This is a genomic window from Clostridioides difficile ATCC 9689 = DSM 1296 (assembly GCF_001077535.1).
Taxonomy (GTDB): Bacteria; Bacillota; Clostridia; order Peptostreptococcales; family Peptostreptococcaceae; genus Clostridioides; species Clostridioides difficile.
On record NZ_CP011968.1, the window covers coordinates 2,677,547 to 2,694,286 of the forward strand.

Consider the following 16,740-nt stretch of genomic DNA (forward strand, 5'->3'; position numbering starts at 1 on the left):
TCTCCTCCTAATCAACATACTCAACATTGTAGATAATCCCTTTTATACCTATCTCACTATCAGTAATATACTTAAGTGAAAGTTTATCCCCAGATATTTTAATTGTTTTAACTTTAGTCTTTATTCTTATTAAATCAACTTCATATTCTAATATTGATAGATAATTTTCTATACTAATAAACGTATTACTTGTAACAGTAATAACTGGTTGATTTACTTGTAAATCAGTGGATATTTCTAACATAAGCATTACCCCCTTAATTAATTTTATGCTTGAAATAGGTATTTATGCACTTTATTGATGTTGTAACAGATTAGTTTTAAAATTTTTATATAATAAATACCTAATATCTAATATATTATTTAAACAAGAAAAAGGTAATCATATTGATAAAAAATCAACATGATTACCTTTTTATTTTTTCTTATATAAAATCTAAACGTATACAATTTTTATTAATCTTGTTCTATTAAACCATATCCACCAGCTTTACGCTTATACACTATGTTTATTTCAAAATTATCTTGGTTTCTAAACATATAGAAATTGTGTCCTACTAGTTCCATTTGAAGTATCGCCTCCTCAGAACTCATAGGTTTTACATTAAATTTCTTTCTTCTTTCTATTACTATATTTTCATCTTCTTCATCATCATAATCATAATCATCAAATTCACTGCTATTATCTATAAAGTCAAGATTTTCAAATCTTATGCTCTTATTATTTTGAACTTTGTCTTTAACTTTAGTTTTATATTTGACAACTTGTCTACTTAATTTGTCACAAACAATATCAATTGCTGCATATAAGTCATCTTCTACATCTTCTGCTCTTATTATTTGACCGTTAATAGGAATTATTGTAACCTCCACTTTTTGTCTATCCTTTTTCGCACTTACTGTTACTTTCACTTCTGATTCAGGATCAAGGTATTTTTCTAACCTACTTAATTTTCCATCTACGTATCCTTTTATTCCGTCAGTTAATTTCATTTGTCTCCCAGATACTATTATTTGCATAAAAACCTCTCCCTTCAAGCCTTTCCAATTCTAATACTTTAATATGTTAATCTTTAAATACAATTTTTATAAATTTATTGTATTTAAATTAATATTATTGTATATGAAAATGATTATTTTTAATAGTCTATTTATTTTTCGTTTGTTATGATATTATTAAAAGTACAGGGTAATTTACAAAATCTTTACATTCTATTTATTAATAAACCATATAAAATAGTTCAAAAATCCTGCATAAACAAGCCACATTAAATAAATCAAATTTATGTATCCAGATCTCTTATCTATTTTAGAAAACTTCGAAATCATTATTATAGAAACCAAAATCATTATTATTATATCTATCAAAGCTGTAAATCTAAGTCCAAATCCAAAAAATAGTATACTCCAAATAAAGTTTAATACAAGTTGTAATCCATAATAAAAAATTGCATCTCTTACTTTAGGTAAGTTGTAACCCTTTCTTAATATTAGGTATGAAGATATACCCATCAATATGTACAATATAGTCCAAACTATAGGAAAGATAAAAGCTGGTGGTGCAAAGCTTGGCTTTGTGAGTTGTAAATAATAGGTTGAAATATCTGTTCCACTGATAATCATTGTTAAGATGCTACTTAAGTAACCTATTATTAGTGGTATAAATATGTTTATCAAAAAATTCCTAATCTCTTTTACTGATATAATCAAATTTTTCCCCTTCTTTCAAAATTTTCTTTGATTATAGATATGCTCAAATATGACTCGTTATTCCCAAAAACTATAAAAAGCCTAGAGATTTCTCTCTAGGCTATATCAATCTATTGTAAGTTTTGTTTTACCAACTTATTTATAAGTTTTCCGTCAGCTCTTCCTTTAACTTTTGGTTGGATAACTGACATTATTTTTCCCATATCCTTCATAGAAGTTGCCCCTACTTCAGATATAGTAGATTTTACAATTTCTTCTAACTCTTCTTCGCTTAATTGTTGAGGTAGGTACTCTTTTAAAACTTCAATTTCACCTTCTGTTTCTTTTATTAAGTCTTCTCTTCCAGCTTTTTCAAATTCAACTAATGCATCTCTACGTTGCTTTAATTGTTTTGCTATTACATCGATAATTCCATCTTCATCAAGCTCGACCCTATTATCAACCTCATACTGCTTTATAGAAGCTCTTATTAAAGTTACTACAGATTTTCTCACTGTATCTTTGTTTTTCATCGAAGATTTCAAATCCTCTTGTAACTTTTGCTTAAGGGACATCCCCTTCACCTCTTTATTCTTATTTACTACTATTTCTTAGCGTTTTTTCTTCTTGCTGCTTCAGCTTTTTTCTTACGCTTAACGCTTGGCTTATCATAGTGCTCTCTTTTTCTCACTTCTGACATGATGCCAGACATTGCACATTGACGCTTGAATCTTCTTAAAGCGCTGTCTAATGTTTCATTCTCTCTAACTCTTACTTCTGACATTTCTTTTTCCCTCCCTCCAATAGCGCAATTATGCTGGGACTGTAACTATGTTCTTTTTGCATAATATGCATTACAACCTAACACTTTGTTTATTATAAACTAAATTTTTACTTTTATCAAGTATTTTTATCAAGAAGGAACTCAATTTTTCAATAATTTAGTTTAGTTTTGTCCCGCTTCGTAATTAGGAAGCTTTTTACCAGCTAAAATATGATAGTGCAAATGTTTAACTTCTTGCCCTCCATCACTTCCACAATTATTTATGACTCTGAATCCAGTTTGGTCAAAACCTTTCTCTTTAGCTATTTTATTAATAACAACATGAATATGTGACACAATGTCCATCTCTTTATCAGGAATATCAATTAAACTATCATAATGTTTTTTAGGTACAACTAATATATGATATGGAGCAACTGGGTTCAAGTCATTAAAAGCTAAGACTCTATCATCTTCATAAACTTTAGTTGAAGGTATTTCTCCGTTCGCTATTTTACAAAAAATACAATCCATTCTTTCCACCTCCTATCTTATAAATATTATAATTTCTACATGTTATAGCAAAATTCCTTCTACATATTCATCTTTTACATCATTTATTTTCACTTTTAATATCTGACCTTGTATATTTTTGTCACTTTCAACAACAACTCTTATATAATTTGAAGTTAATCCCTCATATTTATTGCCTTCTATATTTTGTTCAAACAAAACATCCAACTCACGGCCGATAAATTTAGTTGCAAATTTATTAAAATTTACTTTACTTAAATTTAAAAGTTGTTCACTTCTAAAGTGTTTCATTTGAGGGTCAACTTGATTTTCCATAGTTGCAGCTGGAGTTCCTTTTCTTGGTGAATATTTAAAAATATGCATTTGTGAAAGCTCTATTTCTTTTAAAAACTCGTACGTTTTTTTAAACTCTTCATTTGTCTCTCCAGGAAAACCTACTATTACATCTGTAGTTATTGCCACATCTGGCATTTTACTTCTCAATCTATCTACAATAGTTTTGTACTCTAAAGTTGTGTATCGTCTATTCATTCTTTTTAGAGTTTCATCACATCCACTTTGAAGTGATAAATGGTAATGAGGACAAACTTTATCCATCTTTAAAACTTCATTTACAAATTCATCTGTAAATAAAATTGGTTCAACAGAACTAAGCCTAATTCTTTCTATTTTTTCTATCTGGTTTATTTGTTTTATTACATCAAGAAGTTTAATATCCCTATCCTTTAAATCTTTTCCATAAGAGGCAACATGTATTCCTGTTAATACAACCTCTTTATAGCCATTATTAGCCAATTTTTTCACTTCATCGACTATACTATCAATATCTCTACTTCTAACGCGTCCTCGGGCATAAGGAATGATACAATAAGTACAAAATCTGTCACATCCATCTTGTATTTTCATAAATGCTCTAGTCTTTCCATTAGTTTGGCTGATTTCTATTTCTTCAAAAGCTTTAACTTTCATTATGTCGTCAACTGTACTAACTTTCTTACTTGAATTTATCTTTTTAATTTCTTCAACAATCTTTCTTCTATCATTTGTACCCATGACTAAATTTACTTCTTCTATATCCAAAATTTCTTCCGGAGATACCTGAGAATAACATCCTACAACGGCTATTATTGCATCTGGATTCTTCTTTTTAACTCGTCTTATATATTGACGAGATTTTCTATCACTCATATGAGTAACTGTACATGTATTTATAACATAAACATCAGCATACTCTTCACTATTGACTTGTTCATAACCATCTTTCTCAAATAGTTCTAGCATAGCTTCTGTTTCATATTGATTAACTTTACACCCAAGTGTATAAAAAGCTACTTTTTTCAATTTATTTTTCTCCTCCTAAATCACTTAGTTCATACAAAGCTATTGTTGATGCTACAACAGAAGCTGTCTCAGTTCTTAATATTCTAGGCCCCAATGATACAACATTACAATTATTTTTTTGTATTTGTTCTATTTCTTCTTCAGAAAATCCACCTTCTGGACCTATAAAAATTCCAACACTATCTATATTAGAATCACATTTTTTTAGTGCATGTTTTATTGAAACTGTTCTTTCATTTTCATAAGGGCAAATATTTACATTATTTTTTTTCATATCTTCTAAAGCTTCTTTAAAACTTAAAACACCTCTTAATTTTGGTATCTTACCTCTTTTGCTTTGCTTTGCTGCTTCATAAATTATTCTTTCCCAACGTTCAAATTTTTTATCTTCTTTTTTGTCATCAACTTTAACAACACTTCTCTTAGTTTGAACTAATATTATTTCTTCTACACCCACTTCAGTTAATTTTTGAAGTATCATTTCCATTTTTGGAGCTTTTGGAAGTCCCTGGTATAGCCTTACTTTAAGTTCTGATTCTCTATTTATATCAACTTTTTCTAAAATCTCTAAATTAACTATACTCTTATCTATATTCATTATCTCACAAATATACTCATTATTATTCTTGTCACATATTTCAAGTTTCTCACCTAATTTGCATCTTAAAACTTTTGAAATATGTTTTACATCTTCACCTTCTATAGTGCAAGTTTTATCTTGTAGATTTATATTATTTTTTTCAACAAAAAATCTATCCATTATACGTCACCATATCCCTTATTTTTTAAGCTTAGAAACTATTGCTGACCATTCACCTAATTTTTGAACTTCAACTATTTCAAATCCATTTTCAATTAAGCTTTCTTTAACTTCTTCTACTTTATCCAAAATTATACCTGAAGATATGAATATAGCATCTTCTTTCATAAAGTTTTGAACATCTTTTGCAAGTATCTTTATTATATCAGCTATTATATTTGCAACTATTACATCCGCTTTATCTTTTATTACATCGGTTAAATTACCATGCATTACAGATACACTTTTTTCAACTTTATTTTCAAGAACATTTTCTTTTGCAACTTTTACAGCCACTTCATCTAAATCTACAGCTACAACTTCTTTTGCTCCTAATTTGGCTGCTGCTATTGCAAGGATTCCACTACCACATCCAATATCAAATACTTTAGAATCTTTATTCACATACTTTTCTAATTCTCTAATGCACATACTAGTAGTCTCATGTGTCCCTGTACCAAATGCCATTCCAGGGTCAAGCTCTATGATTAAATCCCCCTCTTGCATAGCATAATCTTCCCATGTAGGTTTTACTACTACCCTTTGTCCCACTTTTGTTGGTTTGTAGTATGCTTTCCATGCATTTGCCCAATCAGCTTCATTTACTTGGTCCAATGATACACTTCCTTCACCTATATCTATACCAAAATCTTTTAATCCTAAAACTTTTTGCTTTATTATTTCGACAAATTCCATCACATTTTTTTCTTCAGAAACATAAGTTTTTATAAGAACATCATCTTCTTCATTCTTTTTAAATACTTCTTCTTCAACATAATCCCAGTCTAGTTCATTTTTCTTTTGGAATAAAAAGTCTTTTGGGTCTTCTATTACAGCTCCTCCAGCTCCTTGTTCATATAGTATATTCGTTATAGGTTCAACTGCTTCTGTTGTTGTTTTTATAGTTACTTCTATCCAATTATTCATAAGTTTACCTCTCTTCTCTATAGTAATATTCCTGTTTTTCCATAACTTTTATTATATCATAAATATAATATTTTGTTGTTTTATATTATTGGTTTTAAATTCAAGCTAATAATATCCTTATATAATAGTCAGAATATTTAAAAATCCGATTAGTTAATTTTAAACCTAATAATAAAACTTCTATTATATCTACTATATCAATATTTGAAATCCACTTAGTTAATCTTAAACATACAAAATCTCCAACTTATAATTATTTTCGCGATGTACCTGAAACCCACTTAGTTAATCTTAAACCTCAAATTTATTATCTATATACACTTGTAAACACTCTATCTCACAACTTATTTTTCCTTTTAAAAAAATAGTTTTTACAGTGAGCTTACAGTAGTACTTTTTGTATTTTCAATGTCTAAAGGTATATTATATTTAAACATATGCTCACTTCAAAATTAAGCCTACAGTACTATTATACTCAAACTTACTACTAGATTTTAGTACCATGTATCCTTCTACTTTGCTTATTAACCCATAATAATATAATCTATTAAATATAAACCCTGATACTTGAATCGAATCTTGTTGTAACTCTCTATCTTCCTTATAAAAATCTTCTTCCAGAATAATTTTGTAACTAACATCAACATCTCTAAAAATTTTAGCTGCTTCCTTCTTACTATCAACAATATTTTTGTAAGGTTCAAAATTAAAAATTAAATCCAATCCATCAAAAATTTCTTTATTTACACCATAAATATTCTTAATTTCTTTATCACAACTTATAAAATTCTCTTCAAAATATTTTTTGACTACACTATTATCATAGTAATCATCCAAAATAGTTTTTCTAATTCCCATTGTAAAAATAGAGTTAGTTTTTAATATGTCCTTTAAGATGTTTTTAGTTGTGCTCTTAAGTTTGTTGTCATAAATTTTATCTTCACTAGGTAGAATATAAAAGTTTCCATATTCATATTTATTATTTCTATTGCATCTACCCATTCTTTGTATTAAGCTATCCATAGTTGCTAAATCACTTATTATTATATTGAAATCCAAATCCAAGGATATTTCTACTGATTGAGTTGATATCCAAATATCACCCTCTCCATTTAATATTTTACTATATTTCTCTTTTTTATCTTTGAACTTAAATCTACTATGTAAAACATCTATATCTACACCACCATACTTATCAGATAAATTTTCTTTTAAAAACTCATATGTTCTATTGACTGAATCAATAGTATTCTTTATTATAAGAATTTTTTGTTTATTTTCTAAAGCATCTTCAACTATTGACTTGATTTCTTTTTCCTTTATAAAAGAAACCTTTACATCTTTACCTTCACAAATCTCTTCTTCCTTGTTGCTCTCAATAAAAACTATTTCTCCTTTATCAGTAACATTTTCATTACTTTCTTCTTGAAAAATAATTCCCTTGTTTATCATTTGCTCTTTATATGATTTTGGAAGTGTAGCTGTCATTAAGTGAAAATCAACATCTAAGTACTTGCATGCAAACTGCATAAAATATATCAAAATCAAAAACATCTTTGGTTCCAATAAATGTACTTCATCAACAGTTATAGATGCATTTTTTACGGCTGCGAATATTTTTTCATATCCCGGAAATTTAAACATACTAAGTAATAACTGATCAACTGTTGCAATTACACAAGGTTTGCAAAAGTTTATACTCAAATCTATATCCCTTAATGTCAATACAAAATCATGTTCTCCATTATCTTCATTCTCTGAATATAAGTTTATATCTCCATGAAGTAATCCAATGTAATCATTACTACTTCTTGTATCTAAATCATTTTTATTTTGAAAAATATTTTTTCTATAAAAACTTTCTGCTGATATTTTATTTGGCACTAAAAAGAATTTTCTTTTAAAAGTCTTTCTATAATCTGCAGCTGTTTTTCCTGAACCTGTAAATGCAACAGTCAGAACATTTCTTCCAGAAAGTTCTCTCAACCTTTTTTGTATAGTATTGAACTCTATATTATTTTTTTCTAAATTACCCTGACTCTTATATATCTCATTTAAAATCATATTATCAATTTCTTCATCAGTAAAATCGTTATAAAATTTTATACCTTTCTGTCTACTTGATGCACTATGGTCTATTAAGTTCAGCATCCCTTTATATAAAATATACTTAAACTTTCTATAATTTAAAACTGAATCTTCTATTTGACCATTGTTATAATCACTGTATATAACCATACTTTCACTTAATTTATCTATGTAATCATAATCCAATACATCTTCATTAAATTTAAAATCTACATATAAAATCTCCTTTATATAATCTTCTATATCTTCCAAATTAAAATCTTCTTTTTCTAAAATACCTTTTTCAATATAATCATAAATTTCTTTTTGAACTTTACTAGTACTTAACCTCATATAATCTTCATAGTTTCCATGATGTAACATTATACTTTTATATATATATAACTTATCTTCTTCTGACAAGTTCATTTTTTCTAGTATATTTTTTAAAAATGCTCCAGAAAATATATTGTGTCTTGCTATCTTTTTTAAAGATTTTTTGTCAGACTCTAACTTTTTCCTCTCTTCTTCTGAACAACTATACGATATTTTATTATTAATCTCCATTTTTTGTTGCATAATTGAATTAATTTTTCCTAAATCGTGCAAAGCACAACATATTTTTAGTATCTCTACATCTTTATCTGAATATAGATTTAGTTCTAATATAGATTCTAATACTTCAAATAAATCCTTAATATGTTCAACTAATGTTTGTTCTTGTTGATTAGTTCTTAAATTGTATGACTTAGCTAATATTTCTTTTTGCATGATATTTTTCATGATAAACACCTATCTTTCAAAATAATTTAAAGCCATGTAAAAACTTCTTTTGTATCAATACATACATTTACCTTAATATTTTTAGGATATATACCATCATTATCAACATATATATAATGGCAAAACTCATAAACTCTATCATCTCTATTTGCTTCTAAATCTTTATATTTATGAGGCAATGCAATCAATACACCTTGATTTATTATAGTCTCGACATTCTCTTTATCTCTTAAGTCAACTCTTACATATGTATTCTTTAATTTTATATTTTCTTTTATAGCATCACGAGTATTCATAGGTATAACCTCTTTTAACGCAACTTCTTTTACAAAACACCCTTTTTCACTTGGTATTACAAAATCTTCTTTTCTTCCTAAATTTGCATATTTACATGGACTTTCAAGCTTTTTTCTAATAAATTCAAGTTCTTCATCATCCTTGCAAGAAATAAATATAGTCAATTCTACTTCTTTAAGAACTTCATAGTTTAATATGCTATTTTGAGCTTTATGTTCTTTATAGTAATCATAGTAGTTTCCTTGAAGCAAAAACTTTTCTTTATCTTTGCCTTTTCTCATATTTGTATATTCATTCCAAAAATCAATGTTCTCTCCTCTTGAAAATTCTAGTTCTCTATGATGATGTGTTCCAATTATTCCTATATCTATATCAGAGTTTAATCTTCTATCACATAAATACGTTATCATTCCCATTATTGTGGTCTTAGATGGTAAATTTAAAGTACTTATATATTCATTTTGAAATACTTTTGGGTCTCTATAGTGAGCAGTTGGTTGCTTAAGTTTACATTGTAATACTTTCATAATTCAAAAAACCTCCTACTCTTTTAAATACCACATATTATCTTCTCCAATTTCCAATCTATCTGCTAGATTTTTAATCTCTTTTACAGGGTATTTACTTAAATTAAACTTATTTAATTCCTTTTTATTAGAAATTTTTAATCTGTCATTGATAGCAAGTATTGTATTACTTTCTTTAAGACTATAACTTTCTATAGTTTCTATAACTCCCTCTAAATTTATCTCACCACTATCAGCATTATAATCTACATCATCCCAAAAAAACGGTACAACTTTATCAAAAGCTCCACCCATTACTGCAAGTGGTTTTAATAGTACTGATGAATGTTTTATGTTTCTTGTAAACACAGTAATTGCATCTAATATATCTTTTACTGCTTTTTCTCTTAACTCCTTACTCATAAATTTTCTTTCTTCTGGTAAAAGTAACTTTCCATCTTCTACTTCTACTACTCCTATTCTATCAAGCTCCAATGTTATTGTATAAACGTAGTAATCTGATAAAGTCTCTTCTATTGCTAATGCTTGTGATGTTGGAAAGTTTTCATCTCTAGGTACTTCATTTTCTTCCTTCTCATCATAATATTTTCTACCAAATTCACTACTTAAAAAACCTCTATTTGTTATTAGCTGTGTTGAACCTTTATATGGATTTAATGACCTAAAAGGTATTATTCTAAGTGGAGAAGCTTTACTTATAGAACCTTTATCTTTAAGTGGTATCAAATAACCAAATACATCAGTCTCTAATCCATTTTCATCTACACATCCTACATTTTTCTTAATAGATGGATATATATTTCCTTTTTTTCCAAAAACAATATTACTTAAATTCCAACCATATTCTTGGTGGAGCATTCTTCTTAAATCATATGTTATTGTGGCTATACTAGTTTTTGCATGTATTTTTTCTCTATATTGTTCTTTTTTTATTGGTGTATAATTTCCATACCCTTGGTCATATGAAAGTGGAACTGGGCTTTCTGTCAGTATAGTTAATGTTACTCCTTTTACTCTTTTTTCATTCATTTTAAATTTTCCCCCTTTTTTATTTCATGATTTCTTGAATAAATAGACCTACATTCGTATTTAATTCTAATTCAGAACTCTGCATTAGACCTTCTACAAACCCTTCTCCTATTAAGATTCCATTAGAAACTAACACATGCATTATAGTTTGAAATAGCTGAGTTCTATCATTAGACTTAAGTAGTTGAATCACTTTCATAGAAAAATTTTTTCTTCTGGATTCATCTGTCATTTTATTAAATAAGTCTTTACCTACTCTTGAATATATTAAATTACTTTCCATATAGTTTTTCATTTTATACTCCTCCCCTCCATCTACAATCCAACACAATTTTATATATAAACCGATATTATATGAGCTAGATACAAAATCCATTTCTCGAGAAGTTCCAGTTGATTGCTTTAAAAAACTTATATTATCAAGTAATAATTCTTTTAAATTTGATAAATTCCCATTATCAATCATTTTTTTACCTAAATTTTTAGTGTTTACTGGCTCCCTTGAGAAATTATAATTATCTATAATATCTATAAGTTCAATTTTTTTTAATAATTCTTTATACTCTATAATAGAGTCAAACTTTAGAATTATACCTTTATTCTTAACAATATCAAATCTATATAGTCTAATTGAACTTATTTTTTCATGCAAAAGTTTTTTATAAAATGATTTATCTGAATACATTTTTCTTTTAAGCATTATCTTATGATTTAAAAATGCTAATTCTCTTAAATCATTCGTATATGCAAAAACCATTGGTCTTTTTAAATTTATATATAAAAGACACATTAAGTTGAAAAATTCACACTCAAAACAAATATTACTTTCAACTTGTCCACTTCTTTTAAAGCCTGATTTTTCTGCACCTCTAAATAAAAAGTTATACTTAGAGTCCTTTCGCTCTCTTAAATCAATATCTAGTTTTGTTGTTTTATTTATATTACAAACATTACATACACTATCTTTTTCTTCATATTGTGTCAAATCAAGTTTATCTATTTCATCTATCTCTATATTTGATTTAATTACAGTATCTACTATTCTTTTTACATTTGTTTCCATATTTTCTAAACTCGTGTTTAGTCCATACTTACCACTATTTCTAACATATGGAAACCTCCTGTTTTTAAAATCTTTTTTAATATCTTCCTTTTGTTTAGCAGTTGCAGAAGATTTATCCAATTCTTCAATAAAATTTACATACGTTAAATTATCTATATTACTAAATATTTTTTCTAAGGTTTCCTTTTTCCCATTTTTAAATACCTTAAAAAGTTGATTTTCTAATATATAATCAGATATATACTTAGGGTCTATATATTCTGCAGATTCTAAAGATAAATAATTTCTATTTAGCTCACAAGTAAATTTTAGCTTATAATCATTTTTTTCTAGTTCGTTTTTTAAATCCATTAGTAATTCATAAAAGTAAACAATGCCAATATCTCTTACAATATCACCTGATCTATAAAATTTAGCTTTTATTTCTCTCACCTCGCTACTTTAATATATCAACCATTCCTGCATTTTCCGTCCTTCTATATCCAATTCCCATTTTATACAGTGCATTTAAATCTTCCATATCTCCTTTTAAAAAAAATGTTCCTGCATAAGCATTTATATAGTAAAATTCTCTCACTTTAAATCCACGAATCTTTTCTTTTAACACTCTTTTTTTGAAGTTAAGAGGTATAAATTCCAATGGCTTTCTAAGCCCACTACCTCTTACACTCTCCAGAGTTAGATTAGCTATATAGTTTAAACATTCTATATAATTTGAATCTTCTACATCTAAATATTTACCTTCTTTATTCTTTACTATTATAGGAGACATAGTTTTAAATATAACACCATTTTCTTTTATCTCGTGTTCTTTATGTATTTTTATATTTTTTATTTTAAATCTATAACCTTTATATTCTAGCTCCTTTACTTTTAAAATTCCATTGTATAATTTACTGAACATAGAATAATTATAAAAACTTATATTGAATATTATATCTCCATCAACAAGTAACTCATTTTTGCTTCTTATAAGATTTGGTATGTAAATGGCTGTATTTATATCCTTTATTTGCTTATTGTTTTTTCTTTCTTCCCCATAGTTAAATATATTTTTAGCAAAATCTTTATTTTCTGCATTTAAAATATTTTTTATAAAGGAAACCGACAACATTGAATTTTCATTTGGAAATTTGCCATTACATGATTCCATAAAAATTGAAATTCTGCTCATATTTTCACCTCCTACTTTCTAGTATAATTCATTATTCTCTATTTGTAATATAAAAATAAAACATATCATAAAATGATTTTTTGATAATACATTTAATTTTGTTTTTTAATTTTTTAAATATATTTTACTGTTAGTTTTATTCTTTGCTAAAAACTAAATATACATATTAAACAAATACATTTAGTCATTTTACACATTTAATATAATAAAAAAATTTGATACTATATAATTAAAATTTAAATATCAAGGAGGATATTATGTCAGAAGTAATTTTAAAAAATATATCAAAACTTTACTCAAATGGATTTAATGCAGTAAAAAATATAAATATAGACATTAAAGATAAAGAATTTATCGTTTTAGTAGGACCATCTGGTTGTGGTAAATCGACTACACTTAGAATGATTGCTGGTCTTGAAGAAATCTCTGAAGGAGAACTATACATTGGAGATAAACTTGTCAATGATATAGAACCAAAAGATAGAGATATAGCTATGGTTTTTCAAAACTATGCTTTATATCCCCACTTATCTGTTTACGAAAACATGGCATTTGCACTTAAACTTAGAAAATTGCCTAAAGATGAAATAGACAAAAAAGTTAAAGAAGCTGCTAAAATATTAGACTTACTACCTCTTTTAAATAAAAAACCTAAAACATTATCTGGAGGACAAAGACAAAGGGTTGCCTTAGGACGTGCAATAGTTAGAAATCCTAAGGTATTCTTAATGGATGAACCTCTATCCAACTTAGATGCAAAACTTAGAACTGCTATGAGAACAGAGATAACTAAGCTACACCAACAGCTTGGAACTACATTTATCTATGTAACACACGACCAAGTTGAAGCTATGACTATGGCTGATAGAATCGTAGTAATGAAGGATGGAGTAGTTCAGCAGATTGCAACTCCACAAGATGTATACGATTATCCAGCTAATATATTTGTTGCAGGATTTATTGGAGCACCACAGATGAATTTTATTGATGTAATATTAATAGAAGAAAATGATGAAATTTATGCACAAAATGAACATATTAAGCTTAAATTGAATAAAGAAAAACACTATGATTTAATAAAAGACAATTATATTAATAATGAAGTTGTTATAGGTATCAGACCAGAAGATATTCATGTAGAAGATACTTTTATTAAATCTAATCCAGATACTTGTTTTAAATCAAGAATTGAAATAAAAGAACTTATGGGAGCAGAAACTTATGCTCACTTAAAACTAGGAGAAAATACGATAACAATTAGATTTGACAGTAAAAACAGAATTAATGTTGGTGATGACTTAACACTTTCAGTTGACAATAGTAGAGTACACATATTTGACAAAGAAACTACTTTAGCTATAAGATAAGAATATAATCTTATTTTTAAGGAGACTTTATGGAAGAGTTAAAAGATTTTTTAGAAAGACAGCTTAATAAAAAAATAAATATCTATCCATATGAAAACCAAAAGTTAGATGCTAGTAGCCATTTAGTTACTTTCAATAATGCTATTTATGTTATTGATTTTCTAGATAAAAATAATCTTGATAATTTAAAAGGCAACTTTTATTTAATTTACCAATCTCATATAGACTTTGAATATCTAAAAAATATTTTTTATAATTTATTTGAAGATATAAATATAATACAACACAATGGTTTTTTTATAGTAAATTCTAAATATAACTTAGATATTAATGTAACTACACAAAATATAATTGAAACTGAAACTTATCAAAGTACTTATATTTTTTATCTTGGTAAATTAGATAGTAAAGCTGATTTTGATTTTAGATTACAGTTATGTTCTGATTTACTACCTCATATTATAAAAGACAACGCTGAAAATAAGTTTTTAAATTTGTTTGACCTTATTAGATATAAAACTTTAGATTTAATTAATGAGGATAATATACTCAATAAATTAATAGATTTTAATAAGATTAAATCTATTGATGAAGAACTTCTATATACAGGAATAAAATTTATAAATAATGATTTAAATATTTCTAAGACATCTACTAGTATGTTTTTACATAGAAACACGCTAGTATATAGATTGGAAAAGATTAATGAGATACTTGGGTTTGATTTAAAGAATTTTGAAAATGCAATGATTTTTTATCTAAGTGTCAAATCTTATTTTCTCTATAAAAAAATTTAACCACTAAATTAAGCAGAGATTTGAAAGACTAGTTCAAATTTCTGCTTAATTTTAATTCAAAATATTGTATACTTATCGAGTACTCTATGCTTCAAAACTTAGAATTAATAAATATCAAACCAGTTATGTTTTACAAACAATATTTTTAAACTTATCAGTTATTAGACTTATTAAATCCATAAATCCACTATTCTACTTTTCTTAATTCTTTCTTTAATATAAAATTTAATAAAAAACTTATTGTACCTAAGACCACCATAACATAACCTAATATCTGAAATTGTTCTGATGTTATATTTACTTCAAATACCATTCCAAGTAAAACAGTTGCTAAAATAGAACCTAAATAACGACTAGTTTGAAACAGACCAGAAGCTGTCCCTATACTGTCACGAGGACTTTCTTCAAACATAGAGGATTGCAGGGCTACATTACCAACTCCATAACTAATACCTGCTAATGATAATATAATACCCTTTCCTATTACAGGTATATGGATAAAAACTACTGAAAGAAGTACTGCACTAATAAACATAAAGATTGATGATGTAACAAGAGGAAATCTAGTTCCAGATTTATCTATCCATTTTCCAGTTAATGGAGATATAAATATACCTATACCAGACATAAATAGCATAAATAATCCAGTCGACTTTGCACTATAATGTAAGGCATCTTGAAAATAACTAGGAAGACCAAAAAACAAAATATAATTAAAGAAATTTAATATAATAAATTGCAAGTAAACTTTTGACAATTTAGGATTACTTACAAAAAGCTTAATATCTATAAATGGCAATTTTGTTCTCAATTCATGCCAAATAAAAAGACACATCAGTATTATACCAAATACAAGTTGTTCTAAGTTAAAAGATTCCTTCATAGATAGCAAAAATAGTAATATAAAAATCATTGCAATTGAAAATAGAAGTATGCCAATAATATCTAATCTTGACAAAACATTTTTTAAAGTTTCTTTTATAGATTTCTTTTCTTTTACTTCTTTTGGGAATAAAAAATACCCTAGGCATATAGAAACCAAAACAACAGGTATATTTACAAGAAATATAGCATGCCATCCTCCTAAGTCCAACAATAATCCTCCAAGTGTCGGACCTAATCCTGCTGTAGTTGAAGCAAAAATGGTTAGAACTGCTAATGCAGAAGATTGTCTTTCTTTTATATTATTTTGTATAAGAGCAACTCCAGATGGATATAGGGTACTTGTTCCAATTGCTTGAATTACTCTTATAAAAATCAATATAAAGAATGATTGAACAAGTGGTACTATGGATGCTGATAAAATTACAAGCATCAAACCACTCAAAAATAAGACCTTTCTACCTATTAAATCTCCTATCTTACCTGAAACTGGTTGTGCAATAGCATTAGCTAGGTAAAATGCTGAAACAATCCAAGATACAGTTGTAAAACTAATATGAAAATCATTTTGTATACTATGTAAAGCAAGTGAAATCATAGAAGAATTAAGAGGATTCAGCATAGTTCCTGAACCTATTGCTATCAAAAAAAGCGTTCTTCTAGCATTTGTTTTACCCATATATCATCACGCCTCCAATAAG

The 16,740-nt window shown here is 26.9% G+C and carries 17 protein-coding genes; 2 read left to right on the forward strand and 15 right to left on the reverse strand.

Annotated elements, in window-relative coordinates; genetic code table 11:
* Window positions 1-7: 7 nt before the first annotated feature.
* The 14 genes from CDIF1296T_RS12900 to cas6 form a co-directional block, all read right to left on the reverse strand.
* Window positions 8-244 carry a YabP/YqfC family sporulation protein gene (locus CDIF1296T_RS12900; protein WP_009890653.1) on the reverse strand — a complete coding sequence of 79 codons (237 nt, stop codon included), beginning with the start codon at window positions 242-244 and terminating at the stop codon, window positions 8-10.
* A 212-nt stretch (window positions 245-456) separates the two neighbouring features.
* A complete protein-coding gene (gene hpf, locus CDIF1296T_RS12905; protein ID WP_003430900.1) occupies window positions 457-1,020 on the reverse strand; it encodes a ribosome hibernation-promoting factor, HPF/YfiA family in 564 nt (187 codons plus the stop codon).
* 192 nt (window positions 1,021-1,212) lie between these two features.
* Window positions 1,213-1,710 (reverse strand): TspO/MBR family protein, encoded by a 498-nt coding sequence (locus tag CDIF1296T_RS12910; protein WP_009890655.1) that lies wholly within the window; start codon window positions 1,708-1,710, stop codon window positions 1,213-1,215.
* 110 nt (window positions 1,711-1,820) lie between these two features.
* Complete coding sequence (locus CDIF1296T_RS12915) at window positions 1,821-2,264, reverse strand: GatB/YqeY domain-containing protein (RefSeq protein WP_003430905.1); 444 nt, start codon at window positions 2,262-2,264, stop codon at window positions 1,821-1,823.
* A 29-nt stretch (window positions 2,265-2,293) separates the two neighbouring features.
* The gene (rpsU, locus tag CDIF1296T_RS12920; RefSeq protein ID WP_003416618.1) at window positions 2,294-2,473 is read right to left on the reverse strand and encodes a 30S ribosomal protein S21; all 180 of its coding nucleotides are present in this window, start codon (window positions 2,471-2,473) and stop codon (window positions 2,294-2,296) included.
* Between the two features lie 162 nt (window positions 2,474-2,635).
* Complete coding sequence (locus tag CDIF1296T_RS12925) at window positions 2,636-2,986, reverse strand: histidine triad nucleotide-binding protein (protein WP_003430911.1); 351 nt, start codon at window positions 2,984-2,986, stop codon at window positions 2,636-2,638.
* 42 nt (window positions 2,987-3,028) lie between these two features.
* The gene (mtaB, locus tag CDIF1296T_RS12930; RefSeq protein WP_004454735.1) at window positions 3,029-4,327 is read right to left on the reverse strand and encodes a tRNA (N(6)-L-threonylcarbamoyladenosine(37)-C(2))-methylthiotransferase MtaB; all 1,299 of its coding nucleotides are present in this window, start codon (window positions 4,325-4,327) and stop codon (window positions 3,029-3,031) included.
* 1 nt (window position 4,328) lies between these two features.
* A complete protein-coding gene (locus tag CDIF1296T_RS12935; RefSeq protein ID WP_003430913.1) occupies window positions 4,329-5,087 on the reverse strand; it encodes a 16S rRNA (uracil(1498)-N(3))-methyltransferase in 759 nt (252 codons plus the stop codon).
* Window positions 5,088-5,105: 18 nt separating this feature from the next.
* Window positions 5,106-6,053 carry a 50S ribosomal protein L11 methyltransferase gene (gene prmA, locus CDIF1296T_RS12940; protein WP_004454737.1) on the reverse strand — a complete coding sequence of 316 codons (948 nt, stop codon included), beginning with the start codon at window positions 6,051-6,053 and terminating at the stop codon, window positions 5,106-5,108.
* A 441-nt stretch (window positions 6,054-6,494) separates the two neighbouring features.
* Window positions 6,495-8,903: a CRISPR-associated helicase/endonuclease Cas3 gene (locus CDIF1296T_RS12945; RefSeq protein ID WP_009897635.1), complete on the reverse strand. Its 2,409-nt coding sequence runs from the start codon at window positions 8,901-8,903 to the stop codon at window positions 6,495-6,497.
* A 26-nt stretch (window positions 8,904-8,929) separates the two neighbouring features.
* Window positions 8,930-9,727 (reverse strand): CRISPR-associated protein Cas5, encoded by a 798-nt coding sequence (gene cas5, locus CDIF1296T_RS12950; protein WP_009897637.1) that lies wholly within the window; start codon window positions 9,725-9,727, stop codon window positions 8,930-8,932.
* Between the two features lie 15 nt (window positions 9,728-9,742).
* Complete coding sequence (locus CDIF1296T_RS12955; protein ID WP_009897639.1) at window positions 9,743-10,756, reverse strand: DevR family CRISPR-associated autoregulator; 1,014 nt, start codon at window positions 10,754-10,756, stop codon at window positions 9,743-9,745.
* A 19-nt stretch (window positions 10,757-10,775) separates the two neighbouring features.
* Complete coding sequence (locus tag CDIF1296T_RS12960) at window positions 10,776-12,251, reverse strand: hypothetical protein (protein ID WP_004454745.1); 1,476 nt, start codon at window positions 12,249-12,251, stop codon at window positions 10,776-10,778.
* Between the two features lie 4 nt (window positions 12,252-12,255).
* Window positions 12,256-12,993 carry a CRISPR-associated endoribonuclease Cas6 gene (cas6, locus tag CDIF1296T_RS12965; protein ID WP_009897642.1) on the reverse strand — a complete coding sequence of 246 codons (738 nt, stop codon included), beginning with the start codon at window positions 12,991-12,993 and terminating at the stop codon, window positions 12,256-12,258.
* A 257-nt stretch (window positions 12,994-13,250) separates the two neighbouring features.
* On the opposite strand from cas6, the gene CDIF1296T_RS12970 reads away from it, so the two are divergent.
* Entirely contained in the window at window positions 13,251-14,360 is a 1,110-nt protein-coding gene (locus tag CDIF1296T_RS12970) for an ABC transporter ATP-binding protein (protein ID WP_004454747.1), read from the forward strand.
* Between the two features lie 29 nt (window positions 14,361-14,389).
* The gene (locus CDIF1296T_RS12975) at window positions 14,390-15,157 is read left to right on the forward strand and encodes a PucR family transcriptional regulator (protein WP_004454748.1); all 768 of its coding nucleotides are present in this window, start codon (window positions 14,390-14,392) and stop codon (window positions 15,155-15,157) included.
* A gap of 187 nt (window positions 15,158-15,344) precedes the next feature.
* On the opposite strand, the gene CDIF1296T_RS12980 is transcribed toward CDIF1296T_RS12975, so the two are convergent.
* The gene (locus CDIF1296T_RS12980; protein WP_009897645.1) at window positions 15,345-16,718 is read right to left on the reverse strand and encodes an MFS transporter; all 1,374 of its coding nucleotides are present in this window, start codon (window positions 16,716-16,718) and stop codon (window positions 15,345-15,347) included.
* Window positions 16,719-16,740 lie beyond the last annotated feature (22 nt).

Bases quoted from the DNA above. Each gene is read 5' to 3' on its own strand.
- CDIF1296T_RS12900 (WP_009890653.1), bottom strand. From the start codon at position 244: ATGTTAGAAATATCCACTGATTTACAAGTAAATCAACCAGTTATTACT.
- hpf (WP_003430900.1), bottom strand. From the start codon at position 1,020: ATGCAAATAATAGTATCTGGGAGACAAATGAAATTAACTGACGGAATA.
- CDIF1296T_RS12915 (WP_003430905.1), bottom strand. From the start codon at position 2,264: ATGTCCCTTAAGCAAAAGTTACAAGAGGATTTGAAATCTTCGATGAAA.
- rpsU (WP_003416618.1), bottom strand. From the start codon at position 2,473: ATGTCAGAAGTAAGAGTTAGAGAGAATGAAACATTAGACAGCGCTTTA.
- CDIF1296T_RS12925 (WP_003430911.1), bottom strand. From the start codon at position 2,986: ATGGATTGTATTTTTTGTAAAATAGCGAACGGAGAAATACCTTCAACT.
- CDIF1296T_RS12935 (WP_003430913.1), bottom strand. From the start codon at position 5,087: ATGGATAGATTTTTTGTTGAAAAAAATAATATAAATCTACAAGATAAA.
- prmA (WP_004454737.1), bottom strand. From the start codon at position 6,053: ATGAATAATTGGATAGAAGTAACTATAAAAACAACAACAGAAGCAGTT.
- CDIF1296T_RS12945 (WP_009897635.1), bottom strand. From the start codon at position 8,903: ATGAAAAATATCATGCAAAAAGAAATATTAGCTAAGTCATACAATTTA.
- cas5 (WP_009897637.1), bottom strand. From the start codon at position 9,727: ATGAAAGTATTACAATGTAAACTTAAGCAACCAACTGCTCACTATAGA.
- CDIF1296T_RS12955 (WP_009897639.1), bottom strand. From the start codon at position 10,756: ATGAATGAAAAAAGAGTAAAAGGAGTAACATTAACTATACTGACAGAA.
- cas6 (WP_009897642.1), bottom strand. From the start codon at position 12,993: ATGAGCAGAATTTCAATTTTTATGGAATCATGTAATGGCAAATTTCCA.
- CDIF1296T_RS12970 (WP_004454747.1), top strand. From the start codon at position 13,251: ATGTCAGAAGTAATTTTAAAAAATATATCAAAACTTTACTCAAATGGA.
- CDIF1296T_RS12975 (WP_004454748.1), top strand. From the start codon at position 14,390: ATGGAAGAGTTAAAAGATTTTTTAGAAAGACAGCTTAATAAAAAAATA.
- CDIF1296T_RS12980 (WP_009897645.1), bottom strand. From the start codon at position 16,718: ATGGGTAAAACAAATGCTAGAAGAACGCTTTTTTTGATAGCAATAGGT.